Genomic DNA, 16,999 nt, shown 5'->3' on the forward strand with positions numbered 1-16,999 from the left:
CCAACCTGCCTGCTCAATTAGCCGCCTGCGGGCGGCTTTTTTGCGTCTGATCGCTGGATCCGGTCGCGCTTTTTTTCACGCCAGCGGCGATTGCCTCAAATGGCGAGCTTTGATCGGTCTTTTTCTGCCTTGAGATCAGGCATGGCCTGTGCTTGAATGAAGTTGTTGATGAACCCCCCTCAGGAGAACCGCATGAGCTCACACAGCCTGGTCGCTTCACCCTCTCTGGGACTGCCCATCGCCCAGATGCGCAGCGTGTTCAGCGCCGACGATGTCGAGCGCAAGCTGGCCAGGCTGCAATCCAGCGGCAACGAGCGCGAGCATGAGGTGTTGCGCAACACATGGCAACGGATGCTGGAACGGGGACCCGAGCGCTTCGCGGTCAAGCCCTCGGGTGTGCCCGACATGGCACCACTGTACGATTTGCTGCCCAATTTTGGTGAGGTGCTAGACGACGTGAAGCGCCACGTGGCGCTCAGCCAGGACAGCCGCGACAGCCTCGAAGTCACGCCCATCCTGCTGCTGGGGCCGCCGGGCGTCGGCAAAACGCATTTCGCGCGCCAGATTGCCGACCTGCTGGGCACCAGCATGAGCCTGGTGTCAATGAGTTCCATGACCGCTGGCTGGCTGCTCTCTGGCTCGTCTTCCCAGTGGAAAGGATCCAAACCGGGCAAGGTGTTCGAAGCCCTGGTAGACGGCCAGTACGCCAACCCCGTCATCGTGATTGACGAGATCGACAAGGCCGCAGCTGAGGCGCAATACGACCCTCTGGGCTCACTCTACAGCTTATTGGAACACGACACCGCACAAAGCTTCGTAGACGAATTCGCCGAAGTGCCGATCGACGCCAGCCAGGTCATCTGGGTCACAACGGCCAACGACGAGCGCGCGATTCCGGATCCGATCCGCAACCGCATGAACGTGTTCGAGATCGCGCCGCCGTCGCCCGATGCAGCGCGAAAGATCGCGGCCCACCTGTACCGTGGCATTCGCGGTGAGCACGACTGGGGACAGCGCTTCGAGCCCGAACCCGCCAACGATGTGCTGGACCTGCTGGCCACGCAGGCGCCGCGTGAAATGCGCCGGGCTCTGGTCACCGCCTTCGGCAATGCCAGGCTGGATAACCGCTACCGCATCGAGCCCGACGACTTGCCGCGCAACGGGCCGGGTAAGACCCGCATCGGTTTCCTTCAGTGACAGCGCTCTAATCAGGTCCCGGGTCAAGCGTCGGCATGAGCCCAGTTCTTCGCTGCGCGGTAGACCGCGTTGGGGTAAGTGTCGCGCCCCCGACTGCCGTTGTATCGCCCGAGCGCCATGAAAGTATCGCCGCGCTCGCGGTCCAAGTAGTGCCGCAGGATCACGCAGCCATATCGCAGGTTGATCCGCATCTTGAAGAGCTTGCCCGCATCGCCGTCGCCGATCACTCGGGTCCAGAACGGCATGATCTGCATGTAGCCGCGCGCGCCCACACTTGAGATGGCGAATCTGCGGAACGCACTCTCCACCTGGATCAGACCCATGACCAGGGTGGTATCCAGTCCGGCGCGCTTGGACTCGTACCATACGGTCGTCAAGAACTCTGTACGCTCCTGAAAATTCGATTTGCGCCTTCTCAATCGATCGCTCATCGCAGTTTTCCAGCGTAAGTGCGCCAGCATGTCTTTAGTCTCTCTAAACACTGGCTCTGGAGGTTCATCGCTAGCAATTGCTGCTCTGAGAGCTAACCGAACAGAGTCGGCGAGCGGCTCTTCCAACTGTCCGCCCGCGATTACTGAGCTTGGCCACGCCAGCAGCGACCACGCACCCGCCCCGGTCGCCGCCAGGCAGGCACGGCGGCTCAGCAGCCCCTCGGGGAACAGCGCTGCCGTGGTCATGCGGCGAGACGGCCTTTCACGAAGGCCAGCGCCTCGACCAGCGCGACCTTGGTCGCTGCCGCATCTCGCCGATGCTGGTACTCCACCTGCCCATCCTTCAACCCCTTGTCGCCAATCGTCACGCGGTGCGGTATGCCAATGAGCTCCCAGTCGGCGAACATGGCGCCAGGCCGTTCGCCGCGGTCGTCGAGCAGCACGTCGACACCAGCGGCCAGCAGTTGTTCGTACAGCTGTTCGGCCGCGGTCTTCACGTCGGCGCTGCGGTCCATGCCGATCGGGCAGATCACCACGGTGAACGGCGCGATCGCATCGGGCCAGATGATGCCGCGCTCATCGTGGTTTTGTTCGATCGCGGCGGCAGGCAGGCGGGTGATGCCGATGCCGTAGCAGCCCATCTCGAATGGCGCGGGTTTGCCGTCCTCGGCCAGGAACGTGGCGTTCATCGCCCGGCTGTATTTGGTGCCGAGGTAGAACACATGGCCCACCTCAATGCCGCGCTCGATGGCGAGCGGGCCCTTGCCATCGGGCGAGGCGTCGCCTTCCACCACATTGCGGATGTCAGCCACCAGATCGGGCTCGGGCAAGTCACGACCCCAGTTCACGCCGGTGAAGTGGAAGTCGACCTCGTTGGCCCCGCAGATCCAGTCGGCCATTGCCGCCACCTCGCGGTCAGCCACCAGCTTCACCGGTCGCTTCATGCCAATGGGGCCGAGGTAACCTGGCTTGCTGCCAAAGTGCGCTTCGATCTCGGGTACGGTGGCGAAACGGAAGCTCGCATCCAAACCGGGCACCTTGCTGACCTTGACTTCATTCATGTCGTGATCACCGCGCAGCAGCAGCAGCCAGACCTGGCTCCTCACAACTTCGCCCGCTTCGTTCAGCTCGTCGGTGGCCAGCACCAGCGACTTCACCGTGGTGGCCAGCGGCACCCCCAGCAGCTCGGCCACATCGGCGCAGGTGCTCTTACCCGGCGTAGGTGTCTTGACCATGAGGTTGGCCGGTGCGGGTCGGCTTCCCGAAGGGGCCAGCGCTTCGGCCTTCTCTATGTTGGCCGCGTAGTCGCTGTCCGGGCAGTAGACGATGGCGTCTTCGCCGGTGGCCGCGATCACCTGGAACTCTTCGCTCAGGTCGCCGCCAATGGCGCCGCTGTCCGCGGCCACGGCGCGGTAGCGCAGACCAAAGCGGTCAAAGATGCGGCGATACGCCGCGGCCATCACCTGGTAGCTGGCTTTGGCGGCGGCCTCATCACGGTCGAAGCTGTAGGCATCCTTCATGATGAACTCACGTCCACGCATCAATCCGAAGCGAGGCCGGCGCTCATCGCGAAATTTGGTCTGGATCTGGTAAAAATTCTTCGGCAATTGCTTGTAGCTGCGCAGTTCCTGGCGCGCGATGTCGGTCACGACCTCTTCGCTGGTGGGCTGAACGATGAAGTCGCGCCCGTGCCGGTCCTGGATGCGCAGCAGCTCCGGGCCCATCTTGTCGAAGCGACCGGTTTCCTGCCAGTATTCCGCCGGTTGCACCACGGGCATGGTGAGCTCCACCGCACCTGAACGGTTCATTTCCTCGCGTACGATGCGCTCCACCTTCTGGATCACCCGAAGGCCCATGGGCATGTAGGTGTAGATGCCTGCGCCCAACTTCTTGATCATGCCGGCGCGTGTCATAAGCCGGTGGCTGACCACCTCGGCGTCGGCGGGGGCTTCCTTGAGGGTAGAGATGAAGAACTGAGAGGCTTTCATGAAGGCGCGGGGCGGTCAGCCCGATCAAAGGGTGGTGAAAACGGGCGGGGGTGGACCGCGCCAAGCCAGGGTGGCGCCGCCAATCGGTGTTTACCCGGCGTTGGTCCCGATCCGGGTGGGCAAAACCTCGCAATCTGTCATGCTCGATGCATAATCCAGACAGTTCAAAAATTTGAGGTTGATTATGCTTGACAGGGAAGGCTTCAGGCCCAATGTCGGCATCATTCTGCTCAACCAGCGAAACCAGGTGTTCTGGGGTAAGCGCATTCGCTCCCATTCCTGGCAGTTTCCGCAAGGTGGTATCGACCGAGGCGAAACGCCCGAGCAGGCGATGTACCGAGAGCTGCACGAGGAAGTGGGTCTCATGCCCGAACACGTGAACATCGTGGCCCGTACGAGGGACTGGTTGCGCTATGAAGTGCCCGACCGCTACATCCGACGCGACGCACGTGGACACTACAAGGGTCAGAAGCAGATCTGGTACCTGTTGCGCTTGGTTGCGCAAGACTGGAACCTGAATCTGCGCGCCTCCACCCATCCCGAGTTCGATGCTTGGCGCTGGCACGACTACTGGGTGCCGCTGGACGTAGTGGTGGAGTTCAAACGTGGCGTGTACGAACTCGCGCTGACCGAGCTGGCCCGCTACCTTCCGCGCAACGATCACCGCAACCGCTACCTGCGCGGCAACACCCGCACGCGTGCCTGGGACGATGGTGAAATGCCTTCGCATGTTGGCCAGCACCAGATGGAGTTGCCGCCCGGCGCCACCTTCGACCCGCATCCCCAAGGATCCCCACCGTTCGCCGAGCCCCAGACGAGCTTCAACAAGTTGGCGTGAAGGGTCCGGGCGGGTCACCCGCGCGTTAGCACCAGGTTGTCGCGGTGAATCATCTCAGGCTCGGCCATGTAACCCAGCAGCCGCTCGAAATCGGCTGAGGACTTGCGACACAACATGCGCGCCTCGGAACTGGCGTAGTTGGCCAACCCTCGAGCCACTTCCTTGCCGGCCGAACTGCGCACCGCGATCACATCCCCACGGGAAAAATCGCCTTCGACCGCGGTCATGCCGATCGGCAGCAGGCTCTTGCCCTCGCCCACGATCTTGCCGATGGCGCCGTCGTCGACCACCACCGCGCCACGCAACTGCAGGTGATCAGCCATCCAGCGCTTGCGGGCCTGGCTTTTGGGTGTGTTGGCCAGCAGGCTGGTGCCAATGGCTTCGCCTTCACACAGTCGCTGCAACACCCGCGGTTCACGCCCCCAGGCAATGACCGTTGACGCGCCCGAACCCGCCGCGCGTTTGGCCGCGAGAATCTTGGTGAGCATACCGCCGCGGCCAATGCTTGACCCCACGCCACCCGCCATCGTTTCAAGTTGAGGGTCGCCGGCCCGCGCCTGGTGCACGAATTCGGCGGCAGGATCATGGCGCGGGTCAGCGGTGTACAGCCCCTTCTGGTCAGTCAGGATGACCAGCACATCGGCCTCGACCAAGTTGGCCACTAGCGCACCCAGGGTGTCGTTGTCGCCAAACTTGATCTCGTCGTTGACCACGGTGTCGTTTTCGTTGATGACCGGCACCACGCGGAGGTGAAGCAGGGTCATCAGCGTCGAGCGAGCGTTGAGGTAGCGCTCGCGGTCGGCCAAGTCGGCGTGGGTGAGCAGCACCTGGGCACTGCCGACGCCACAAGCGCGCAGCTTGCTCTCGTACATCTGCACCAGGCCCATTTGCCCCACCGCGGCGGCGGCCTGCAACTCGTTGATCTCTTTGGGCCGCACCGCCCACCCCAGGCGCTTCATGCCTTCGGCCACCGCGCCGCTGCTCACCATGATCAGCTCGCGCCCTTGCTTGACGAGCGCGGCCAACTCCTCGCTCCACTGACCAATGGCTTGTTCATCCAGGCCCCGACCTTCGTTGGTGACCAAACTGGAGCCCACTTTGACCACAATGCGCTTGGCGCTCTTCAAGACGCTGTGGTGGCCTGAAGGGGCCGCGGAACCGGTCAACATGTCGCTCATGCGGGGACGATCACAAAAGGTGAGAACGGCGATGAATCAGAGGCCGCGGGGGTCGGCGTCGAAGCGCGGGTCAATTTCTGTCTCGGGCTGGGTCGAGCGAAACTCCTTGGCCAGGAATTCATAAACCGATTGCACCAGTCGCTCACAGCCTTCCCGGGTAAGCGCGGAGATCTCGAATACCGGCCCTTTGAAGCGCAGCCGCTTGACGATGTCTTTGACGCGCGCTTCGCGCTCATCCAGCGGCACCATGTCCAACTTGTTGAGCACCAGCCAGCGGGGTTTGTCGTACAAGGCCTGATCAAACTTCTTAAGCTCAGCCACGATGGCCTTTGCCTGCGCCACCGGGTCGACATCCGCGTCGAACGGCGCGGCGTCCACCATGTGCAACAACACGCGGGTTCGCTGCAAATGCCGCAGGAACTGATGCCCGAGGCCTGCGCCCTCCGAAGCGCCCTCGATCAGCCCCGGCACATCGGCCACCACAAAACTCTTTTCCGGCGCCACCCGCACGACACCCAGATTGGGGTGCAGCGTGGTGAACGGGTAGTCTGCAATTTTGGGGCGCGCATTCGACACCGCCGCAATCAGGGTGGACTTTCCTGCATTCGGCATGCCCAGCAGGCCTACATCGGCCAGCACCTTGAGCTCCAGCTTGAGCGTATGGCGTTCGCCAGCCCAGCCAGGCGTCTTCTGTCTAGGCGAGCGGTTGGTCGAACTCTTGTAGTGCATGTTGCCGAAGCCACCGTCGCCACCCTTAGCGAGCGTGATCTGCTCACCAGGCACCAGCAGTTCGTGCAGCACCTCGCCCGTCTCTGCATCGGCAATGATGGTGCCTACCGGCATTTTGAGCACGATGTCGTCGCCCTTGACGCCGAACATGTCCGAGCCTTTGCCGTGCTCACCGCGGTGCGCTTCAAAGCGACGTGTGAAGCGGAAGTCCACCAAGGTGTTGAGGCTGGCATCGGCCACCGCCAACACGTGGCCTCCGCGCCCGCCGTCGCCGCCATCTGGGCCTCCAAATTCTTTGTACTTTTCGTGCCGGAACGAGGCGCAGCCGTTCCCGCCGTCGCCCGCGGCGACGTCGATGGTGGCTTCGTCCACAAATTTCATGTCATTGCTTCCGGGAAATACCCATACGAAAAAGGCCCGCTTGCGCGGGCCCTCAGCTGCATCCTGCCCTCACCGGGCAAAGCCCGGCGCGCGACAGCACCGCGTCGCTCAGACGGGAGTGATGCTCACCACGTGGCGATTCAGCGCGCCCTTGACGGCGAAGCTCACGTGACCGTCTGCCGTGGCAAACAGGGTGTGATCTTTCCCCAGGCCGACGTTGCTGCCGGGGTGAAACTTGGTGCCACGCTGACGCACGATGATGGCGCCCGCGCTCACGAGTTCACCACCAAAGGCCTTCACGCCGAGCATCTTGGGCTTGGAATCGCGCCCGTTTCGCGTAGAGCCGCCGCCTTTTTTCTGTGCCATTTTCTCTTACTCCTCTCAGCCTGCGATCGACGCAATCTGCAGTTCGGTGAAATTCTGCCGGTGACCCTGGCGCTTCTGGTAGTGCTTGCGACGGCGCATCTTGAAGATGTGCACCTTGTCGTGCCTGCCATGGGCCAACACCGTGACCGTGACCGTTGCGCCGGAAACCAAGGGAGTGCCAACCTTGAGCTCGCTGCCGTTGCCGACAGCCAGAACCTGGTCAATCACGATCTCTTGGCCCACATCCGCAGCAATCTGTTCTACTTTAATTTTTTCGCCAGCAGCAACACGATACTGTTTGCCACCGGTTTTTATGACCGCGTACATATGAACCTCTTGAAAATATCCACGAATGGATGTTCGACGGACGAAGTTCCGCCGAACCTGCGATTTTAGCACGCAAGAGTTTTGTTCTCAAGTACGTAGGCGCACAGGGCACGCAGGCACGAAAACATGGCGCTCAGTGACCGCCCTGTCGATCGGCACCTGCCCTCTTCCTATAATTCCTGTTTACAGGCTGGCGATCCCCGGCCTCTTCTCCCGACGGACCCCCATCTTGATCCCCCTTCCCTCCCAGGCGTCTCATCCGCTGGACCTGATCGCCCAGGACATGCAGCGGGTGGACCAGGTGATCCACGAGCGATTGACCACCGATGTGCCGCTGGTCCGGGATGTCGCGCAGTACATCATCCGGGCTGGCGGCAAGCGCCTGAGGCCTGCCTTGCTGCTACTGATGAGCGGCGCTATCGGCTCAATGCACCCTCACCGCCACACCCTGGCGGCTGTGATCGAGTTCATTCACACAGCCACCCTGCTGCACGACGACGTGGTGGACGAGTCCACGCTGCGCCGTGGCCGGCCGACCGCTAACGAGCAGTTTGGCAACGCAGCCAGTGTGCTGGTGGGCGACTTCCTGTACTCGCGGGCGTTTCAGATGATGGTTGATGTGAACCAGATGCGGGTGATGCAGGTGCTCTCTGACGCCACCAACGTGATCGCCGAAGGCGAAGTTTTGCAGTTGATGAACATGCATGACGCCACGGTGAACGAGGCGACCTACCTTCGGGTGATCCGGTCGAAAACCGCCAAGCTATTTGAAGCCAGCGCCCGTCTTGCCCCCATCCTGGCCGGCGCGGATGCGGCGACCGAAGCACTGTGCGCCACCTACGGCCAGGCGGTGGGTACCGCATTTCAGGTCATTGACGACGTGCTGGACTACGAAGGCAGTCCTGAGGACTTGGGCAAGAACCTCGGCGATGACCTGCGCGAGGGCAAGGTCACCCTGCCCATCATCTGCGCGCTTCAACGCGCCACGCCCGCTGAACAGATTTTGATCCGGGCAGCCATCGAGCAAGGCGATCTGACCCATTTGCCTGAAATTCTGCGCGTCATCTCCGACTCGGGCGCACTCGAAGCAGCACGGGCCAGCGCCATGGCCGAAGCCCAGCGCGCCGTGGATGCCGCCCGGGCCTTGCCGGCCAATGCGCACAGCAACGCCTTGCTACAATTGGCTGCTGACTTGCTGGAGCGCCGCTCCTAGGGTCTGAACGACACCAGCTCGCCTTGGTCCGACAGGCAAATGGTGCTGTTTTCGGGGTGTAGCTTAGCCAGGTAGAGCGCTACGTTCGGGACGTAGAGGCCGGAGGTTCGAATCCTCTCACCCCGACCATACCTCCCGATTTGCTAGAGCTGAGCGTCCAGCGCGCGATTTGCGTGCTTTTGGTCCCGCTTTTCGAGACCTTCTCGCAACGCCAAGAGCGCGACAATCCGCAAATTCAACACAAGTCGCCTCAATTGTGACGGCCAAGTCGTTGATTTACGGTAGATTACGAGCTTATGGCGTCCGTCGATACAGTGATTCAGGATAGTGCTTCCATGGCCTTGCCAGGCTTGGGCCGCGCCTTGGTGTCCGCTGGCAAGCTGGGCCAGAAAGCAGCTGAGGACTTGTACAAAAAGGCCCAGGTCGGCCGAACAAGCTTCATCGCTGAGCTGACCAGTTCGGGCGCTGTGTCGGCCTATGACATGGCGCACACCATGGCAGCCGCCTACGCCGCCCCCCTGCTGGACCTGGACGCGATCGACGTCGAGCGGCTGCCCAAGGGCTTACTCGATAGCAAGATCTGCTCGGACTACCGCATCGTGGTTCTGAGCAAGCGAAATAACCGCTTGATGGTGGCCACCGCCGATCCGGCGGACCAGCAGGCTGCAGAAAAAATCAAGTTCGCCACCCAGATGGGCGTGGACTGGGTGATCACCGAGTTCGACAAGCTCAACAAGCTGGTTGACCTCCAGAACACCAGCGCCAACGAGACGATGGACAACATCATCGGCGGCGACTTCGAGTTTGACGAACTGGCCACTGAAGCGATCACCACCGATGCGCCGGACAAGTCCTCGGAAGTTGACGACGCGCCAGTGGTCAAGTTCCTGCACAAGATGCTGATTGACGCCTTCAACATGCGCGCGTCCGACCTGCATTTTGAGCCGTACGAACACACCTACCGCGTGCGCTTTCGCATCGATGGCGAGCTGCGCGAAATCGCTTCACCACCGATCGCCATCAAGGACAAGCTGGCCTCGCGCATCAAAGTGATCTCGCGCATGGACATCTCGGAGAAGCGCATCCCCCAGGACGGGCGCATGAAGCTCAAGGTGGGGCCTGACCGGGTGATCGATTTCCGGGTCAGCTCGTTACCCACATTGTTTGGCGAAAAGATCGTGATCCGGATCCTGGATCCGAGCAGTGCCAAGGTGGGCATCGATGCGCTCGGCTATGAGCCGGAGGAAAAAGAGCGCTTGCTGGAGGCCATTTCCCGGCCCTATGGCATGGTGCTGGTCACCGGCCCGACAGGCTCGGGCAAGACGGTGTCGCTCTACACCTGCCTCAACATCCTGAACAAGCCAGGCATCAACATCTCCACCGCCGAAGACCCGTCGGAGATCAATTTGCCTGGCGTGAACCAGGTTAACGTGAACGAAAAGGCGGGTTTGACCTTTGCCGCGGCGCTCAAGGCTTTCTTGCGCCAGGATCCGGACATCATCATGGTGGGTGAGATTCGCGACCTGGAGACGGCCGATATCTCGATCAAGGCGGCGCAAACGGGACACATGGTGCTGTCAACCCTGCACACGAACGACGCCCCGACCACGCTGACCCGCATGATGAATATGGGTGTTCCCACGTTCAACATTGCCTCCAGTGTCATCCTGATCACCGCTCAGCGGCTGGCCCGTCGACTTTGTGCGACTTGCAAGTCACCATTAGATGTGCCGCGAAAAGCGCTGCTGGATGCTGGCTACAAGGCCGAGGACCTGGATGGCAGCTGGACGCCCTACAAGCCGGTCGGCTGCTCTGCATGCAACAACGGCTACAAGGGCCGCGTCGGCATTTACCAGGTCATGCCGATCTCAGAGGAGATCCAGCGCATCATCTTGCGGGGTGGCAGCGCGCTCGATATTGCCCAGCAGGCCAGCGCCGAAGGGGTGAGGAGCTTGCGCGAGTCGGGCCTGATCAAGGTACGGCAGGGCATGACGTCATTGGAAGAGGTGCTCAGCGTCACCAACGAGTGACCTGAAGCAAAGTTACGAATTCGGGGAAACCATGGCCACTGCAGCATCCAAAAGCGTCAAGGACTTTGTCTTCGAGTGGGAAGGCAAGGACCGCAGCGGCAAACAGGTCAGGGGAGAGACTCGGGCGGTAGGCGAGAACCAGGTGCTGGCGGCCCTGCGCCGCCAGGGCATCATCCCGGGCAAGGTGAAGAAGCGCCGCATGTCTTCGGGCAAGCGAATCAAGCCGAAAGACATTGCCATCTTCACACGCCAGCTCGCAACCATGATGAAGGCAGGCGTGCCCCTGCTTCAGGCGTTCGACATCGTGGGCCGCGGCAACCCAAATCCCAGCGTGTCCAAATTGCTCAACGACATCCGGGCAGACGTTGAAACCGGCACCTCACTCAGTGCGGCTTTTCGCAAAAATCCGCTGTACTTCGATAGCCTGTACTGCAACCTGGTCGAGGCAGGTGAGGCTGCCGGTATCTTGGAAGAGTTGTTGGACCGGCTGGCGGTCTACATGGAAAAAACCGAGGCGATCAAGTCCAAGATCAAGTCGGCCTTGATGTATCCCATATCGGTGATCATCGTCGCCTTCGTGGTGGTGGCCGTGATCATGATTTTTGTGATCCCCTCTTTCAAGGAAGTGTTCACCTCCTTCGGTGCCGATCTGCCAGGGCCCACGCTGTTCGTGATCGCCATGAGCGAGTTCTTTACCGAGTACTGGTATCTGATCTTCGGCGGCATCGGTGGTGGCCTGTACTTTTTTCTGCAGGCCTGGAGGCGCAACGAAAAGGTGCAGCGCTTCATGGACAGGTTGATGCTCAAGATGCCGATTTTCGGTACCTTGGTGGAGAAGTCGGTGATCGCCCGCTGGACGCGCACCTTGGCTACCATGTTTGCGGCAGGTGTGCCTTTGGTGGAAGCGCTGGACTCTGTGGGGGGTGCTTCCGGTAACTCGGTCTATGCGATTGCCACCGAAAAGATTCAGCAGGAAGTGTCCACTGGCACCAGCCTGACCAATGCGATGACCAACGCCAATATTTTCCCGTCGATGGTGCTGCAGATGTGCGCCATCGGCGAAGAATCGGGCTCCATCGATCACATGCTGGGCAAAGCTGCGGATTTCTACGAAGCCGAGGTCGATGACATGGTGGCTGGCATCTCGAGCCTGATGGAGCCCATCATCATCGTTATCCTGGGCACCATCATCGGTGGCATCGTGGTCTCGATGTACCTGCCTATCTTCAAACTGGGTCAGGTCGTCTGATGCCCTCACCTGAGGTGGTGGACGCAGCGTTGCTGGGTCTGCTGGGACTACTGGTGGGCAGTTTTCTCAATGTCGTGATTCACCGGCTACCCAAGATGATGGAGCAACGCTGGGCTGCCGAATGTGCCGAGTTCAGCCGTGCTGGCGATGCCCCTGCGCCGGAGGTACCCGCTGAGCGCTTCAACCTGCTGGTGCCGCGTTCTCGTTGCCCCCACTGCGGCCACCAGATTCGATGGTTCGAAAACATCCCTGCAATCAGCTATGCAGTACTCCGCGGGCGTTGCCACGGTTGTGCCGCGCCCATCAGCCTGCGATACCCAGCGGTGGAACTGATCTGCGCCGCGCTGTTTGCCTGGTGCGGATGGCACTGGGGACTGGACTGGGAGGCGCTGATTTGGAGCGGATTCGCCGCCGCCCTGCTGACGCTGGCCTGCATCGACTGGGACACCACCCTGCTACCAGATGACATCACGCTGCCCCTGCTCTGGGCCGGCTTGTGCGCAGCTGGCCTCGGGCTGATCGATACGCTGCTCACCAGCTCGCTTTGGGGTGCTGTGGCCGGCTACCTCTCGCTCTGGCTCGTGTACTGGGCCTTCAAGCTGGTGACCGGCAAGGAAGGCATGGGCTATGGTGACTTCAAACTGTTTGCGGCCCTGGGCGCTTGGCTGGGTTGGCAGGCCCTGATTCCGGTGATCCTCATGGCATCGGTCATCGGGGCCGTGGTCGGTATTGCCATCAAGGTTTTCGGCAGTCTGCGCGAGGGTGGCTACGTGCCTTTCGGCCCGTTCCTGGCCTTGGCAGGCCTTACCGCCATGGTTTTTGGCGCCTCCTCGATCCTGGCGGTCATCGGCCTGTGAGTCCCTCGCCGGCCCGCTGTCACAAGATGCGGCTCGGTCTCACCGGCGGCATCGGCAGCGGCAAGAGTACCGTCGCCCGCATGCTGCAGGATCTGGGCACTGCCCTCATTGATGCCGACGCCATCGCGCGCGCCTGCACTGAACCCGGCGGCACGGGCCTTGCGGCGATTGCACAGCGCTTCGGGCCGGATGCCCTGGCGCCTGACGGCGCCCTGGACCGCGAACGCATGCGCTCGCGCATCTTCGAGCAACCCGAACTCAGACAGGCGCTGGAGTCCATCGTGCATCCGCTGGTGGCCGAGGAGATTCGCCGGCAGGCTGCCGCTGCGGTTGCTCCCTGCATCGTGTTCGACATCCCGCTGCTCGTCGAATCGCCCCGATGGCGGATTCAACTCGACCGAGTGGTGGTGGTCGACTGCCTGCCTGCCACCCAAATCGCCCGCGTGCAGACCCGCAGCGGCTGGGCCATCGAGACGGTCGAAGCGGCTATGCGCAGCCAGTGCTCACGCGAGCGACGGCTGGCCGCGGCCGACGCATTCATCTTCAACGATGGCGTGAGCCTGGATCAGCTGCAACGGCTCGTGACCCAGATGGCGCGCAGGTTCGGGCTATGATGAAAGTCTTGCCTGTTGCTTTGTCCCCCTACCGTTAGTCCACGCCGCCCTGTGATCCTTTACGAATACCCGTTCAACGAGCGCATACGCACCTACCTCCGACTCGAGCAGTTGTTTCGACGGCTGGGTGAACTGGTTCCGCGTAACCATCCGCTCGATCACCACTACGCTATCCAGACTATCTTTGAGATCATGGACGTAGCCTCACGCGCCGACATGAAGTCCGACGTGCTCAAGGACATCGACCGCCAGAAGGCCCAGCTCAACAGCTACCGCGGCAACCCAGCCATTTCCGAGCAGGCTCTGGACGAGATCATTGCCCAGCTGGACGACTGCTTCTCGCAGCTCAACCAGCTCAACGGCAAGACCGGTCAGTCGCTGACCGAAAACGACTGGCTCATGAGCATCCGCAGCCGCATTGGCATTCCGGGCGGCACCTGCGAATTCGATCTCCCGGCGTACTTCGACTGGCAGCACCACCAGGTCGAACAGCGTCAAGCCGATCTGGAGCGCTGGATTGCCCCTTTGTCACCGCTGGCCGAGTCCATCGTGCTCCTGCTCAAGATGCTGCGCGACTCCGGATCGCCGCAAAAAGTGGTGGCACCCGCCGGCCAGTACCAGCAGAACCTGCCGCAGGGCCGTACGTTTCAGTTGCTGCGCCTGCGCATCGATCCGCAGGCCGGCTGGATCCCCGAGATCAGTGGCAACCGCCTGATGATGTCAGTGCGCCTGATGCGCCACGGCGAAGACGACCGCCTGCATCCAGCACAGGAAGACGCCGCGTTTGAGCTGACGCTCTGCGCCTGAGGTCTGCGTGCCTGACCAGAAGCCTGGCTCTGTACCTGCAAGGACGGTTCGTTGCCCGGCCTGCGGCGGCCCCAGCCGTTACGCACCCGACAACCCCTACCGGCCGTTCTGCGGCGAACGATGCAAGCAGCACGATCTGGGTGCCTGGGCTAGCGAACGCTTTGCCTTGCCCGAGCAGACGCCCGACACCGATCCGGAACTCGAGCGGACTTAAACCGCTTCTTCAGCGAGCCAGGCCAGCACGGGCACAGTCCCCGGCAATACCGGTTCACATTGCACCGGCAGACACTCCCAGCGGAAGGCCTGCCCCTCCCGCATCTGCAGCTCGCCCTGCCAGTCCAGAACTTTGCAAAAATGCAGGCGCACCAGCGCATGTGGATAGTCCACCAGCTCGTCGCGCCAAGGGTGAACAGGTCCGATGGTCACACCGATTTCTTCCTGCAGCTCCCGGCGCAAGGCCTGCTCCACATTTTCGCCAGCCTCCAACTTGCCGCCGGGGAACTCCCAGTAGCCCGCGTAGACCTTGCCAGGCGGGCGAGAGGTCAGCAGAAACGAGCCATCTCTGGCGATCAACACACCGACGGCCACATCGACCACCGGGCGGTCTTGCGGGGACTGCCGCGCTTGGTCGGCATCGACCACCAGCACTGGGCTGTTCATTCAAGCGCGGATGGCGTGGGTGCCCGCGTAGTCGCGTGCAAACTGATAAGCCACACGCCCGCTGCGTGAGCCGCGCTCCAGCGCCCACACCAGCGCCTGCGGTCTTGCGCGCTCGATGTCAGCGGCTGGCATCGCGAACGACTCCAGCCACTTCGCCACGATCGCCAGGTACTCGTCCTGGCTGAAGGGGTAAAAGCTGACCCACAAGCCGAAGCGCTCGGACAGCGAAATTTTCTCCTCCACCACCTCACCAGGATGCACCTCGCCATCGGCGGTGTGGGTATAGCTGAGGTTTTCCTTCATGTACTCGGGCAGCAAGTGGCGCCGGTTGCTGGTAGCACAAATCAGCACGTTGTGCCCGGCGGCCGAAACCGATCCATCGAGCACCGACTTCAGCGCCTTGTAGCCCGATTCACCGTCTTCGAAACTCAAGTCGTCACAAAAGACTATGAAACGCTCGGGCCGATCAGCCACCACATCGACGATGTCAGGCAGGTCCACCAAGTCGGCCTTGTCGACCTCGATCAGCCGCAGACCAAGGGCGCTGTACTCGTGCAGGCAGGCCTTGATCAAAGACGATTTGCCAGTGCCTCGCGCGCCGGTCAGCAGCACGTTGTTGGCCGGCAGGCCTTGCACAAATTGCTGCGTGTTGCGCTGAATCTTTTCCTTCTGGCCATCGATTTCCTGCAGGTCGATGAGCCGCATTGGCGCCACATGGCGCACCGGCTCCAGCACGCCGTGACCGCTGCTGCGCTTGCGGTAGCGAAACGCCACCGAGGCCGACCAGTCGGGCGCACCCAGCGCCTGAGGCAGCACGGCTTCAATGCGATCGATCAGTTGCTCAGCACGAGCCAGCAATCGCTCCAGCGCAGCACTCATGATCGGTAGTCTGCGTTGATGGTCACGTAATCGTGGCTGAAATCGCAGGTCCAAACGGTCTCGACCGCCTTGCCGCGGCCCAGGCCGATGCACACCAGGATCTCGGCTTGCTTCATCACGCGTTGGCCGTCTTCTTCGCGGTAGTCAGGGTGACGTCCACCGCGGGTGACCACATGCACATCGCCCAGGTGCAAGTCAATCCCGTTCACATCCAGATCGGTGATGCCGGCGTAGCCGACCGCCGCCAGAATGCGCCCCAGGTTCGGATCGCTGGCGAAGAAGGCCGTTTTGACCAGCGGCGACTGCGCCACTGCATAAGCCGCCAACAGACACTCGGCGCTGTCACGCCCGCCTTCCACACGAACGGTGATGAACTTGGTGGCGCCCTCACCGTCACGCACGATGGCATGCGCCAGCCGCTGGGCCACCGGCGCCAGCGCATTCAGCAAGGCCCGTCCCACAGCGCTGTCGAGATCAGTCACAGTCGGATGGCCAGCGCGGCCTGTGGCAATGACCACGAAGCAGTCGTTGGTGCTGGTGTCACCATCGACCGTCACGCGGTTGAACGACACATCGGCCAGGCGGCGCGCAAGTGTGCTCATCAGTTCAGGTGCGACGCAGGCGTCGGTCGCCAGAAAGCCGAGCATGGTGGCCATGTTGGGCCGAATCATGCCAGCGCCTTTGGCGATGCCCGTGGCGTGCACGGTGCGCCCGCCAATCTCGAACGAATGGCTCACCGCTTTGGGCACCGTGTCGGTCGTCATGATGCCGGTGGCGGCATCCAGCCAGCGTTCACCTGTGGCCATCGGGCCTTGTGCAGCCGAGGTCACTGCCGCGGGCAAGCCGGCAATCAGCCGGTCCACCGGCAGGGGCTCCATGATCACGCCGGTGGAGAACGGCAACACCTGCTCATGAGCCAGATTCAGGGCGCGGGCCAAGGCGCTGCAAGTCTTCTGCGCATCCGCCAGTCCTGGCTCACCGGTACCGGCGTTAGCGTTGCCGGTGTTGATGACCAGAGCCCGGATGCCCAGCTTCGAGGTCAGGTGCTGGCGGCAGACTTGCACCGGCGCGGCGGCGTAGCGATTCTGCGTAAACACGGCGCCGACCGCACTGCCCTCGTCGAGTAGAAAAACCGTGAGATCCTTGCGATTGGCTTTTCGAATGCCAGCTTCAGTCACACCGATGCGAACACCGGCGATGGCATGCAGATCGGAGGCCTGGGGCATCGGTAACGATACGGGCATGTTGAACTTCC

At 62.0% G+C, this 16,999-nt stretch carries 18 protein-coding genes and 1 tRNA gene; 10 read left to right on the plus strand and 9 right to left on the minus strand.

Annotated elements, in window-relative coordinates:
• Window positions 1–192: 192 nt before the first annotated feature.
• On the plus strand, window positions 193–1,197 hold the full coding sequence (locus GPT34_RS00535) for an AAA family ATPase (RefSeq protein ID WP_291008225.1): 1,005 nt from the start codon (window positions 193–195) through the stop codon (window positions 1,195–1,197).
• 23 nt (window positions 1,198–1,220) lie between these two features.
• Here the strand turns inward: GPT34_RS00535 and GPT34_RS00540 are convergent, their stop codons facing one another.
• Together GPT34_RS00540 and GPT34_RS00545 are read right to left on the minus strand one after the other, a co-directional pair.
• Complete coding sequence (locus GPT34_RS00540) at window positions 1,221–1,874, minus strand: lytic transglycosylase domain-containing protein (RefSeq protein WP_291008228.1); 654 nt, start codon at window positions 1,872–1,874, stop codon at window positions 1,221–1,223.
• Window positions 1,871–3,616, minus strand: coding sequence for a proline--tRNA ligase (locus GPT34_RS00545; RefSeq protein ID WP_291008231.1), 1,746 nt, complete (start codon window positions 3,614–3,616; stop codon window positions 1,871–1,873). The genes GPT34_RS00540 and GPT34_RS00545 overlap by 4 nt, the downstream gene beginning before the upstream one ends.
• A gap of 184 nt (window positions 3,617–3,800) precedes the next feature.
• Between GPT34_RS00545 and GPT34_RS00550 the strand changes: the two genes are divergently transcribed.
• Window positions 3,801–4,454, plus strand: a complete 654-nt coding sequence (locus tag GPT34_RS00550; protein ID WP_291008234.1) for an RNA pyrophosphohydrolase — start codon at window positions 3,801–3,803, stop codon at window positions 4,452–4,454.
• 14 nt (window positions 4,455–4,468) lie between these two features.
• Here the strand turns inward: GPT34_RS00550 and proB are convergent, their stop codons facing one another.
• From proB to rplU, 4 genes are all read right to left on the minus strand, one after another.
• The gene (proB, locus tag GPT34_RS00555; RefSeq protein WP_291008237.1) at window positions 4,469–5,632 is read right to left on the minus strand and encodes a glutamate 5-kinase; all 1,164 of its coding nucleotides are present in this window, start codon (window positions 5,630–5,632) and stop codon (window positions 4,469–4,471) included.
• Window positions 5,633–5,668: 36 nt separating this feature from the next.
• Window positions 5,669–6,742: a GTPase ObgE gene (obgE, locus tag GPT34_RS00560; RefSeq protein WP_291008240.1), complete on the minus strand. Its 1,074-nt coding sequence runs from the start codon at window positions 6,740–6,742 to the stop codon at window positions 5,669–5,671.
• A gap of 108 nt (window positions 6,743–6,850) precedes the next feature.
• The gene (gene rpmA / locus GPT34_RS00565) at window positions 6,851–7,108 is read right to left on the minus strand and encodes a 50S ribosomal protein L27 (RefSeq protein ID WP_291008243.1); all 258 of its coding nucleotides are present in this window, start codon (window positions 7,106–7,108) and stop codon (window positions 6,851–6,853) included.
• A 15-nt stretch (window positions 7,109–7,123) separates the two neighbouring features.
• Window positions 7,124–7,435 carry a 50S ribosomal protein L21 gene (gene rplU / locus GPT34_RS00570; protein ID WP_291008246.1) on the minus strand — a complete coding sequence of 104 codons (312 nt, stop codon included), beginning with the start codon at window positions 7,433–7,435 and terminating at the stop codon, window positions 7,124–7,126.
• A gap of 232 nt (window positions 7,436–7,667) precedes the next feature.
• Here rplU and GPT34_RS00575 point away from each other — a divergent pair, with 232 nt between their 5' ends.
• The 8 genes from GPT34_RS00575 to GPT34_RS00610 all read left to right on the plus strand — a co-directional run bounded on the left by GPT34_RS00575 (window position 7,668) and on the right by GPT34_RS00610 (window position 14,419).
• Window positions 7,668–8,648, plus strand: coding sequence for a polyprenyl synthetase family protein (locus tag GPT34_RS00575; RefSeq protein ID WP_291008997.1), 981 nt, complete (start codon window positions 7,668–7,670; stop codon window positions 8,646–8,648).
• Between the two features lie 52 nt (window positions 8,649–8,700).
• Window positions 8,701–8,777 (plus strand) — tRNA-Pro (locus tag GPT34_RS00580).
• Between the two features lie 167 nt (window positions 8,778–8,944).
• Complete coding sequence (gene pilB, locus GPT34_RS00585; protein ID WP_291008249.1) at window positions 8,945–10,678, plus strand: type IV-A pilus assembly ATPase PilB; 1,734 nt, start codon at window positions 8,945–8,947, stop codon at window positions 10,676–10,678.
• A 31-nt stretch (window positions 10,679–10,709) separates the two neighbouring features.
• Window positions 10,710–11,927 carry a type II secretion system F family protein gene (locus GPT34_RS00590; RefSeq protein ID WP_291008252.1) on the plus strand — a complete coding sequence of 406 codons (1,218 nt, stop codon included), beginning with the start codon at window positions 10,710–10,712 and terminating at the stop codon, window positions 11,925–11,927.
• Complete coding sequence (locus tag GPT34_RS00595; protein ID WP_291008254.1) at window positions 11,927–12,784, plus strand: A24 family peptidase; 858 nt, start codon at window positions 11,927–11,929, stop codon at window positions 12,782–12,784. The genes GPT34_RS00590 and GPT34_RS00595 overlap by 1 nt, the downstream gene beginning before the upstream one ends.
• A gap of 26 nt (window positions 12,785–12,810) precedes the next feature.
• On the plus strand, window positions 12,811–13,398 hold the full coding sequence (gene coaE, locus GPT34_RS00600) for a dephospho-CoA kinase (protein ID WP_291008257.1): 588 nt from the start codon (window positions 12,811–12,813) through the stop codon (window positions 13,396–13,398).
• 51 nt (window positions 13,399–13,449) lie between these two features.
• Entirely contained in the window at window positions 13,450–14,205 is a 756-nt protein-coding gene (gene zapD, locus GPT34_RS00605; protein ID WP_291008260.1) for a cell division protein ZapD, read from the plus strand.
• A gap of 7 nt (window positions 14,206–14,212) precedes the next feature.
• Window positions 14,213–14,419 (plus strand): DNA gyrase inhibitor YacG, encoded by a 207-nt coding sequence (locus tag GPT34_RS00610; protein ID WP_291008263.1) that lies wholly within the window; start codon window positions 14,213–14,215, stop codon window positions 14,417–14,419.
• Here GPT34_RS00610 and GPT34_RS00615 read toward each other — a convergent pair.
• The 3 genes from GPT34_RS00615 to argJ are packed head-to-tail and all read right to left on the minus strand — an operon-like array spanning window position 14,416 to window position 16,988.
• Window positions 14,416–14,865 carry an NUDIX domain-containing protein gene (locus GPT34_RS00615; RefSeq protein WP_291008265.1) on the minus strand — a complete coding sequence of 150 codons (450 nt, stop codon included), beginning with the start codon at window positions 14,863–14,865 and terminating at the stop codon, window positions 14,416–14,418. The two genes, GPT34_RS00610 and GPT34_RS00615, sit on opposite strands and share 4 nt — an antisense overlap.
• Entirely contained in the window at window positions 14,866–15,744 is an 879-nt protein-coding gene (locus GPT34_RS00620; RefSeq protein WP_291008268.1) for an ATP-binding protein, read from the minus strand.
• The gene (gene argJ / locus GPT34_RS00625; protein WP_291008271.1) at window positions 15,741–16,988 is read right to left on the minus strand and encodes a bifunctional glutamate N-acetyltransferase/amino-acid acetyltransferase ArgJ; all 1,248 of its coding nucleotides are present in this window, start codon (window positions 16,986–16,988) and stop codon (window positions 15,741–15,743) included. The genes GPT34_RS00620 and argJ overlap by 4 nt, the downstream gene beginning before the upstream one ends.
• Window positions 16,989–16,999: the final 11 nt, after the last annotated feature.

This window comes from Hydrogenophaga sp. (assembly GCF_011390835.1).
Classification (GTDB): Bacteria; Pseudomonadota; Gammaproteobacteria; order Burkholderiales; family Burkholderiaceae_C; genus Hydrogenophaga.

Bases quoted from the DNA above. Each gene is read 5' to 3' on its own strand.
- GPT34_RS00595 (WP_291008254.1), top strand. From the start codon at position 11,927: ATGCCCTCACCTGAGGTGGTGGACGCAGCGTTGCTGGGTCTGCTGGGA.
- GPT34_RS00615 (WP_291008265.1), bottom strand. From the start codon at position 14,865: ATGAACAGCCCAGTGCTGGTGGTCGATGCCGACCAAGCGCGGCAGTCC.
- GPT34_RS00620 (WP_291008268.1), bottom strand. From the start codon at position 15,744: ATGAGTGCTGCGCTGGAGCGATTGCTGGCTCGTGCTGAGCAACTGATC.
- GPT34_RS00545 (WP_291008231.1), bottom strand. From the start codon at position 3,616: ATGAAAGCCTCTCAGTTCTTCATCTCTACCCTCAAGGAAGCCCCCGCC.
- pilB (WP_291008249.1), top strand. From the start codon at position 8,945: ATGGCGTCCGTCGATACAGTGATTCAGGATAGTGCTTCCATGGCCTTG.
- rplU (WP_291008246.1), bottom strand. From the start codon at position 7,435: ATGTACGCGGTCATAAAAACCGGTGGCAAACAGTATCGTGTTGCTGCT.
- coaE (WP_291008257.1), top strand. From the start codon at position 12,811: ATGCGGCTCGGTCTCACCGGCGGCATCGGCAGCGGCAAGAGTACCGTC.
- GPT34_RS00550 (WP_291008234.1), top strand. From the start codon at position 3,801: ATGCTTGACAGGGAAGGCTTCAGGCCCAATGTCGGCATCATTCTGCTC.
- rpmA (WP_291008243.1), bottom strand. From the start codon at position 7,108: ATGGCACAGAAAAAAGGCGGCGGCTCTACGCGAAACGGGCGCGATTCC.
- argJ (WP_291008271.1), bottom strand. From the start codon at position 16,988: ATGCCCGTATCGTTACCGATGCCCCAGGCCTCCGATCTGCATGCCATC.
- GPT34_RS00590 (WP_291008252.1), top strand. From the start codon at position 10,710: ATGGCCACTGCAGCATCCAAAAGCGTCAAGGACTTTGTCTTCGAGTGG.
- GPT34_RS00535 (WP_291008225.1), top strand. From the start codon at position 193: ATGAGCTCACACAGCCTGGTCGCTTCACCCTCTCTGGGACTGCCCATC.
- GPT34_RS00540 (WP_291008228.1), bottom strand. From the start codon at position 1,874: ATGACCACGGCAGCGCTGTTCCCCGAGGGGCTGCTGAGCCGCCGTGCC.
- proB (WP_291008237.1), bottom strand. From the start codon at position 5,632: ATGAGCGACATGTTGACCGGTTCCGCGGCCCCTTCAGGCCACCACAGC.
- obgE (WP_291008240.1), bottom strand. From the start codon at position 6,742: ATGAAATTTGTGGACGAAGCCACCATCGACGTCGCCGCGGGCGACGGC.